General features: G+C 43.1%; 10 protein-coding genes (1 of these 10 only partly in view). All 10 read right to left on the bottom strand.

Annotation, left to right across the window (positions count from 1 at the left end):
• A protein-coding gene (gene lysS / locus DV702_RS14115; protein ID WP_114925326.1) for a lysine--tRNA ligase crosses the window boundary here: on the bottom strand, positions 1-300 show its beginning. It extends 1,191 nt beyond the left edge of the window; 300 of the gene's 1,491 nt are visible here — the first part of the coding sequence; its start codon is at positions 298-300; its stop codon lies off the left edge, out of view.
• Positions 301-453: 153 nt separating this feature from the next.
• Positions 454-948, bottom strand: a complete 495-nt coding sequence (folK, locus tag DV702_RS14110) for a 2-amino-4-hydroxy-6-hydroxymethyldihydropteridine diphosphokinase (protein WP_114925953.1) — start codon at positions 946-948, stop codon at positions 454-456.
• Between the two features lie 17 nt (positions 949-965).
• Positions 966-1,334 carry a dihydroneopterin aldolase gene (gene folB, locus DV702_RS14105; RefSeq protein ID WP_114925325.1) on the bottom strand — a complete coding sequence of 123 codons (369 nt, stop codon included), beginning with the start codon at positions 1,332-1,334 and terminating at the stop codon, positions 966-968.
• A gap of 21 nt (positions 1,335-1,355) precedes the next feature.
• Positions 1,356-2,207 carry a dihydropteroate synthase gene (folP, locus tag DV702_RS14100; RefSeq protein ID WP_114925324.1) on the bottom strand — a complete coding sequence of 284 codons (852 nt, stop codon included), beginning with the start codon at positions 2,205-2,207 and terminating at the stop codon, positions 1,356-1,358.
• 2 nt (positions 2,208-2,209) lie between these two features.
• The gene (gene pabC / locus DV702_RS14095; RefSeq protein ID WP_114925323.1) at positions 2,210-3,061 is read right to left on the bottom strand and encodes an aminodeoxychorismate lyase; all 852 of its coding nucleotides are present in this window, start codon (positions 3,059-3,061) and stop codon (positions 2,210-2,212) included.
• Positions 3,058-4,479: an anthranilate synthase component I family protein gene (locus DV702_RS14090; RefSeq protein ID WP_114925322.1), complete on the bottom strand. Its 1,422-nt coding sequence runs from the start codon at positions 4,477-4,479 to the stop codon at positions 3,058-3,060. The genes pabC and DV702_RS14090 overlap by 4 nt, the downstream gene beginning before the upstream one ends.
• 31 nt (positions 4,480-4,510) lie before the next feature.
• Positions 4,511-5,146 carry a peroxiredoxin family protein gene (locus DV702_RS14085; RefSeq protein WP_240315631.1) on the bottom strand — a complete coding sequence of 212 codons (636 nt, stop codon included), beginning with the start codon at positions 5,144-5,146 and terminating at the stop codon, positions 4,511-4,513.
• 218 nt (positions 5,147-5,364) lie between these two features.
• On the bottom strand, positions 5,365-6,291 hold the full coding sequence (cysK, locus tag DV702_RS14080; RefSeq protein ID WP_114925321.1) for a cysteine synthase A: 927 nt from the start codon (positions 6,289-6,291) through the stop codon (positions 5,365-5,367).
• Positions 6,292-7,177: 886 nt separating this feature from the next.
• Positions 7,178-8,071, bottom strand: coding sequence for an Hsp33 family molecular chaperone HslO (gene hslO, locus DV702_RS14075; protein ID WP_114925320.1), 894 nt, complete (start codon positions 8,069-8,071; stop codon positions 7,178-7,180).
• A gap of 15 nt (positions 8,072-8,086) precedes the next feature.
• Complete coding sequence (locus tag DV702_RS14070; RefSeq protein WP_205407186.1) at positions 8,087-8,851, bottom strand: type III pantothenate kinase; 765 nt, start codon at positions 8,849-8,851, stop codon at positions 8,087-8,089.
• Between the last annotated feature and the right edge of the window lie 73 nt (positions 8,852-8,924).

Raw genomic sequence — 8,924 nt, 5'->3', positions numbered from 1 at the left:
GTCTTCACCGACTGCATCCTGACGTACATATATCTGAATTTGACCGCCTAAGTCTTGAATATGCGCAAATCCGGCTTTACCTTTACCGCGCTTCGTCATAATACGACCAGCAATCGTTACTTCATGCTCTGTGTCATCTAGCTCTTCTTTTGATAACTCTCCATATTCTGCGGTAATCTCTTTCGTTAGGTGCGTTCGCTCGAAACGGGCACCGAACGGATCTAAACCACTTTCTCGTATATCATTCATCTTCTGGCGTCTCACCAAAAGTTGATCATTCATTTCCTCCAAATGGGACATTCCCTTTCACTCCTTCATACTTTAGCCCGCCATCTTCTCAGGACAAGCCGTCTGCAACTATTGTACACAAATTACCTCTCTAACAAAAGGGCAAACCATTATACACATGATTTTCACGTAAAAAAACTGCCCTTTATAAGAGCAGTTCAGTAATCAGTTCGGTTGCAAGAATTCCTCTACGCAAGCGACTTTCTTCCAAAGTACAATTCCTTCTTCTTTCAGAGCAGGTTGCTGTCGATACAATTCACCCGAAACCGGATTCTTCAATTCCGGGTTGATTTCTACTAAGGGAACAAGAACGAAAGCCCGCTCCGCCATACGCAAGTGCGGGATAATTAAGTGTTCCAATTGTATCTGGTCATTATTATATAGAAGAATATCTAAATCCACTGTACGCGGACCCCAACGAATTTTACGCATTCTACCGAGCTTATTCTCGATAAACTGACAGGCACTCAGCAGTTCTGTTGCTTCCAATGATGTTTCGAGCTCTACAGCAATATTTAAAAACTTTGCTTGTTCTGTCAATCCGACCGGCTCTGTCTCGTACACCGAAGATACATTTTTCACGTTAATAGCAGCATGCTCATGTAATAGGCGTACCGCTTGTATTAGATGTTCCAAGCGATTGCCGATATTCGAACCCATCGATAAATAGGCGGTATTCACACGAAGCGCCCCCTTGTAATTTCAACCGCCACAGACGCATAATGTCCGTGAATCGGCGGGTCCGGTTTAATCAGTACGACGCGGACACCATTCACCTTTTCGGCAAAGTCTGTCATAATCGTTCCTGCCACTGTTTCCGCGACAGTTTCAATTAAATGAACGGCCTCTCCTTCCACGATGTTTTTACACATCTCATAGACTTCGGCATAATTCATTGTTTTTGAAAGATCATCCGTTTGTCCCGCTTCCGCAAGATCAGTCGCCAATGAAACCGTCAACCGGAAACGTTGTCCTAATTTATTCTCTTCTGGCAGCGCACCGTGGTAACCGTAAAACTCCATATCATTCAAATGAATATAATCCATGAAATCCCTCCATTTTGTCGTTTACCCAGTGAAAACAGTTTTTTTAGTCAATACATCCATCATTTTGACCATGCGCGAGATTTCTTTCACATCATGCACACGCATAATATGACAACCGTGCTCAATTCCATAACACACTGTCGCCCCCGTTCCTTCAATGCGCTCTTCTACCGGCACATCTAGCACATTGCCAATCATTTTCTTGCGGGATGTACCTAGCAATACGGGATATCCAAGATCCGCTATTGCCGGTAATCCTTGCATAGCAAGAATGTTCTGCTCCGTATCTTTCGCAAAACCAATGCCAGGATCCAACCAAATCATGTCTTCACTCACACCGGCCCGCTTTGCAATCGCTATACTCTCTTGCAAATCTGCGACCACCGCATCCATAAACGGTAACTGGTACTCCCTATCTTCACGGTTATGCATTAAAACGATAGGAACACCATAGCGTGCTGCTACTTCCGCTATACCAGGTTCACGCTTCGCTCCCCATACGTCATTAATAATACTGGCTCCTGACTGTATCGCTTCTTCGGCTACAGCTGCTTTATAAGTGTCGATCGAGATGACACAGCCTAACTCTTTTGTTAATAGTTCAATAACAGGTATGACTCGTTCCAATTCTTCTTCTAATGATACCGGAGTATGCCCCGGTCGGGTAGACTCTCCACCAATATCAATAATCTTTGCACCATCTGCTAGCATTTGACGTGCATGCTTTAAAGCAAGGTCCAGCATACCGAACTTTCCGCCATCAGAAAAAGAATCTGGTGTGACATTTAAAATACCCATAATAACCGTTTCTTCCGCAAAGTTAATTGTCGTTTCACCAAATGTATAAGTCGTTCGTGCTTTTTCCAGTTCCATTACTAGTCACTCACTTTCATTTGACTACTGGCTTGTTGATAGTCTGCCAGCAGGTGTCGGTAGATCGGTCCTTTATTGCCTAAAAAAACTGTCTCTCCTACAGCACGAATTGGCACAAGTTCTTGGATTGCGTTTGTGATAAATACTTCTTGTGCAGATTCTAGATGCAGCTTTAAAAAATGACCTTCTCGGACAGTGTATCCTGCGTCATTCGCCAATCGAATAACAAATGCGCGCGTAGTTCCGGGCAAAATCCCTGTGTCCAGCGAAGGAGTATACAGTATATTTTCTTTCGCCCAAAATATATTGGACGTGATGCCCTCCGCTATAAAGCCTTCTGCGGTAACGAAAAAACCCTCCGTCTTTTGTAACGATGGTAATTCTAAACGACCTTTTACGTTATTCGCATATTGATGGGACTTATGACGAATCGAACTTTCCGGTTCATTGCGCGTAGTCCGCAGCCAGACACCTTCTTTTTCAGTATGAGGGACTGCTACGTGAAGCGGCTTTTGAAAGATGATTATTTCCGGATGTTCGTAATAAGCAGGCGCTAACCCGATATCATGAATTCCAGCCGAAACATTTAACCGGAAGTAACCGTCTTCACTTCCATTCGTTACGTATAGCGAATGTATCGCTTGACGAATGTCTTCATCATTGTACGGTAACGAAATTCGAAATTCTGATAGTGCTTCTCTCAATCGAATCATATGCGCTTCAAAGAGGAAAACTTCCCCTTTATATGTGCGAAATGTTTCAAAAAAACCAAGACCATATAAAAATCCATGATCATAAGGAGATATTCGTAACTCATCAGCAGGCAGTTGCTTTCCATTCATCCAGCAAATCATTGGAACTGACCTTCTTTTGCTACCTGTTCCGCCATTTCTTTCGCTTGCCACAACGCTTTCGCCTTATTTAACGATTCTTGATATTCTGCGGCCGGATCGGATTCAGGGACCAGACCAGCTCCAGCCTGAATATGCGCTATGCCGTTTTGAATATACGCTGTGCGGATTGTAATATTCAGCTCCATATTCCCATCAAATCCAATCCAGCCGATAGAGCCTGTATACAACCCCCTACGCGTTGGTTCTAATTCTTCTATGATTTCCATTGTCCGTAACTTCGGATCTCCGGTAATGGATCCTCCCGGAAATACACCACGAATAATTTCTGCATGATTCTGCGTTGCAGCAGTTCCGCGGACATTCGATACTAAATGCATCACATGAGAATACTTTTCAACGACCATAAATTCGTCTACTTCGACTGTCCCTGGTTCACAAATACCTTCAAAATCTGCACACTCCAAGTCCACCAGCATTTTATGTTCCCCTTTTTCCTTTGTATTGGAAATGAGTTCATCTTGCAATGCTCGATCCTCCACTTCAGTTACTCCGCGCTTGCGTGTTCCACCGATCGGCCGCGTGCTCAATTCATTGCCGCGTTTTTTCAGCAACAGTTCCGGCGATCCAGAAACGACTTCAAAATCCGGCGTCATCATATATGCCATGTAAGGTGAAGGATTAAACGAACGTAAAGCTTCATACATGAGTAAAGAAGGTGCTTGTAACGGCTTAGATTGACGGACTGACAGATTTACTTGGACAACTTCTCCTTGCGCGATGTATTGTTGTACATCCCGCACCATCTGTTCAAATTGCTCTCCTGTAACCGAGACAGCTAAATCTTCTTCTGTCACTTCTACATCTATCGCTTGTCCTGCACTAAACTTTCTCGCATCTAGACCTTCTGTAACAGCCGTCGTCCATTGGTCATGCAACGTGGCTAATGAAGATTGCTTCTCCGGCAATGCCATAAAGTATACGTTGTCACTCTGAACGTCCAGCACTGCCCATTGATCAAATAAATAAAAGTACGTATCTGGTGTTGATAGATCATTAGTGGCAAGTATAGGCAACGTTTCGTATCGTCTGATATAATCGTAGCTAATCATTCCGAGCGCTCCCCCTTGGAAAGTGGGCAAATTCTCGATATGCGTTAGATTATACGATGATAATATGTCAGTTAATACAGCAATTGGATCACCCGCACGTACTTCCTGCTTTCCGTCACGCCACTCTACTACAGTATCTGGACCTTTCGCTTGTGCAGTAATTAGCGGATCAAATCCTGCAATACACATTTCTCCGCCACGACCACTTTCGAGTAGAATGTGTCGGTTCTCTCGTCTAGCAAGGTGTTGATACGCATAAAAGAATTCATCTTTCGTCATTGGTGCCGTCTGGTAAGCAATTGTTTTCATGATGTTCCCCCTTGAATGTCTTTAATCCATCTCATTTACTATTTGTTAGTGATTCTTTTAGCAGTTTATCGTCTAAAGGGAACATCATCTTATCTTTTATTACCCCTTCTTCATTGATAATGTAAGTTGTGGGATATACTTTCACTAAGTACGCTTTCATAACTTCAGACTGTTTATCTAACAAAATAGGAAATGATAGTTGATATTCTTCAACGAATTCCTCAGCGCTTTGTTGTTTGTTCTTCTCGGTCTTCGTCATATTGACGGCAAGTATTTCAACATTGTCTGCTTCGCTTTGCTCTGTATAATACGTTTGCATATGCGGCATTTCCGAGCGGCAAGGCGGACACCAAGATGCCCAGAAATTAAGCAATACCGTTTTTCCGCGATAGTCGGATAATTTAACAGTCTTTCCATCAAGCGTCGTCAATTCAAAGTCTGGTGCGAGATCTCCTTGGTCTAGACCCGTTTCTTCGGCAGATGATGCTACTTGCCAATCTTCAGGAAGCCGTTCTACTTCATCCTTCGGCATATCTTCCATCATCGCACTTTCATAACCGTCCATTCCATCAGTTTCTTTTTTGATCTCTCGGTTAGTTAAAATGATAACGGTAACCATCGCAATGATAATCAAAGCAGAGACTAATAAGCCCCATTTTTTCTTCACAGTAAGCCTCCCCAAACACTTTTTATTTTTGTATTCTTATGTATAGCAAGCAATCGTGCTTCGTGTTAATTATACAGAATTGCACTGCATGATAAAAGCGTAGAGATTCTTACATATTTGTAAGCGCTATGAATAAAGTAGAAAAAAAGGATCATCACAGAAAATCAGACGCACTGATTTTCCGGACAACCCTTTCTAAGCTACTGATCTCACTTATTTTATTCTTCGTCAAACTGATAAAGCGGAGTGCTTAAGTAACGTTCCCCATTGGACGGAATAATCGCTACTACTTTCTTGCCTTTACCTAGCTTCTTGGCTACTTGAAGTGCTGCTGAAATCGCCGCGCCGGAAGACACGCCACCTAAAATTCCTTCCTCACGCGCTGCACGTCGAGCGACATCATACGCGTCATCATTAGAAATTTGAATGATTTCATCGTAAATGTCTGTATTCAATACTTTCGGAACAAAACCTGCGCCAATTCCTTGAATCTTATGCGGTCCTGGTTTGCCGCCTGATAATACTGCAGAATCTTCCGGCTCAACTGCTACAATTTTGATGTCAGGGAAACGTTCTCTTAGTACACCACCAGCACCCGTAATAGTACCGCCAGTTCCGATTCCTGCGATAAATGCATCTACACGGTCAAGAGCATCCGCAATTTCAGGTCCTGTCGTTAAACGGTGGACTTCTGGATTTGCTTCATTATTGAATTGTTGTGGTAAGAACCAACCATTTTGCGATGATAGTTCTTCCGCTTTACCAATTGCACCTTTCATACCTTCCGCTCCCGGCGTCAAGACCAGCTCTGCACCATAAGCGCGCAATAAATTACGTCGCTCCAGGCTCATCGTATCAGGCATAACGAGAACAGCCTTATATCCTTTAGCAGCGGCAATCATTGCCAAACCAATTCCTGTATTACCACTCGTCGGTTCAATTATGGTACTGCCTTCTTGTAAATTACCGTCTTTCTCAGCTGCTTCGATCATAGCAAGTGCAATACGATCTTTTACACTAGAACCAGGGTTAAAGAACTCTAATTTCAAATAAACATCCGCATCTTCCGATCCTGTTAAACGATTCAATTTTACTAGTGGTGTGTTTCCTACTAAATCAACGACTGAATTTCCAACTCTACTCATATATAATCCGCTCCTAATACCTAGTATTTTTATATGTTTTATTGACTTAATAATACTACCTTCTTTTTCAATTGTCAAATAAATTATTTAGAATTGTTTAGTTCGTGTTCGTCCAGAAGTTAGGGTGGCGGAAGTGACTTCTCCTTTGCGGTGCAGAAAAGTTGTGTACGTGCTAGGATTCTCCCGAGAGAAACCGGACGCTTTCCTGAGGGGGCGCGGCGGACTCGCCAGAAGTGCATTGGCGATTACGCCTGTCGTCCTGATCCTCCAGGAGTCGCCGGTTCTTCCGGGAGAATCCTTGAGTTTGTGTTCGTAAGTCAGTCTGTGTTCGTCCAGAAATGAAGGATGGCAAATTACGCTTCCTGAACAGTGTAGATAAAGCTTTAGATTGCCTGACGAATTTGTATAGAGTCATTTCTTTTTCCACTCAGTTCATCGAAACAGTCATAGTAGCCAGCAACACTTCACCGCTTTTTAACTTCAAAAACGATCGCATTGTATCAGACAAGTCTACTTGGTTTTCACTACCTATAAAGAGTGATCAACCTGTCTTGCACACACAAAGTACGGCTTGGAGCTTACAGACGATCGACTCCGGGAGGCTCAGGAAAAGCCGTAGCGAAGGACGGCTTTTGCGAGTGAAGTGAAGCGCAGCGAGAAGGAGCACATCTTTGCATTTGACAGGTGTAACTCGCAGCGCTTGACGGTCCACCGCGTCCCCTCCGGAAAGCGTATCGTCTGGAAGCGCAAGCCGCAAGACTCTCTAAGTCAGCTTCTCTCCATCCACTCGTCATAGTCACTGTATCCGACATTCCAAAGTTACTAGCTCATATAAAACGAAACACCCGCCACATCACTTGTCTTTGGCGGGTGAATCATGGTGACCTTAATCTTCTGCCGAAGACATATTGTCTATAAATTGTTGTAGATCTTCTTCTGAGTATTGATATGTTTCCAAACAGAAGTGACATTGCGCTTCTGCCCCGTGATCTTCATCAATCATTGCTTGTACTTCCTGTTGTCCAAGAGACTGAATGGCATTTCCGAAACGTTCTCGAGAACATTCACATTCGAATCTCACATCCGTAGTACCAAGGAACTCCATGTTTTCTTCTCCCAAAACTTCGATTAACACTTCTTCCGGTGTCAACCCTTGATCAATCAACGTAGATATTGGAGTAACATTCGAAAGCTTCTTCTCTAAATGCGTAATAGTTTCATCAGTCGCTCCTGGCATCACCTGTAAAATAAATCCGCCTGAAGCTTTAACTGTATTATCGGGATTTACTAATACACCGAGGGCAACAGCAGACGGGATTTGTTCAGAAACAACGAAATACTGCGTAAAGTCTTCTGCTATTTCCCCGGAAATAAGCGGCACTTGACCAGTGAAGTAATCTTTTAGTCCGAGATCCTTAATAATGGAAAGAGTCCCTTCTGTGCCCACTACTCCTCTTACATCCAATTTATTTTGATCATTGAGTGGGACATGCGTTTGAGGATTTGTCGCATATCCCCGTACATTCCCTCTTGCATCGGCATCTACGACCATTGGACCTAAAGAACCATCACCTTGAATCTTAACCGTTAATTTATCTTCACCTTTTAACATGGAACCCATCATAACAGTTGCTGAAATTGTACGACCCAGTGCCGCTGTAGCAGTTGGCCACATATGGTGACGGCGTTGAACTTCTCCTACTGTTTCTGTTGAACGTACTGCATACGCGCGAATACCTCCATCAAAGGCAAGCGCTTTTACTAAATAATCCGTTGACATCTTTATTCACTCCTCTTATTGATTTCTTTCGTATATTAAATGTAATCCTTTTAGCGTCAAGTAGTTATCCACGATATCAATCACATTGGTTTCAGAAGATATTAATTCCGCTAAGCCGCCTGTTGCGATAACGGTCGGCTCAACTGCAGCATCTACCTTCATACGGTTGACGATACCTTCAACCTGTCCTACATAGCCGAACACTATACCTGACTGCATAGCTGCTACTGTATTTTTACCTACTACATGATCAGGGCGTGTAAGTTGGACTCTCGGCAATTTTGACGCACGGTCAAATAATGCTTCCATGGAAATATTAATACCCGGAGCAATGGCGCCTCCCATATATTCACCATGTTCATTGACGTAGCAATATGTCGTTGCTGTTCCGAAATCTACAATGATCAGCGGGCTGCCATACTCGCGAATAGCTGCTACTGCGTTAACTATTCTATCAGCGCCGACTTCACGAGGATTTTCATACTTAATATTCAATCCTGTTTTCACGCCAGGTCCCACGATCATAGGTTTCTGATTGAAGTATTTTTTACACATTTGCTCCAAAGGGAACATGACCGGCGGAACGACTGAAGAAATGATGATTCCTGTAATATCATCGAATGAAAGACCTACATGTTGAAACATCGCTTTTACTTGCATAGCGTATTCATCTTCTGTTTTATGACGATACGTTTCCATTCGCCAATGATAAGTTAATTTGTCCCCTTCATATACGCCTAATACAATATTGGTATTCCCTGTATCTAATACTAACAGCATAATTATTTTCCCCTCTTGCTTCAGACTTTTTCCCACACATCATACCATAATTCAGTTCCAACATGCCGTTGAT

The organism is Sporosarcina sp. PTS2304 (assembly GCF_003351785.1).
Classification (GTDB): domain Bacteria; phylum Bacillota; class Bacilli; order Bacillales_A; family Planococcaceae; genus Sporosarcina.
The sequence above is the reverse complement of the archived record's forward strand: the minus strand, read 5'-3'. Positions and strand labels throughout refer to the sequence as shown.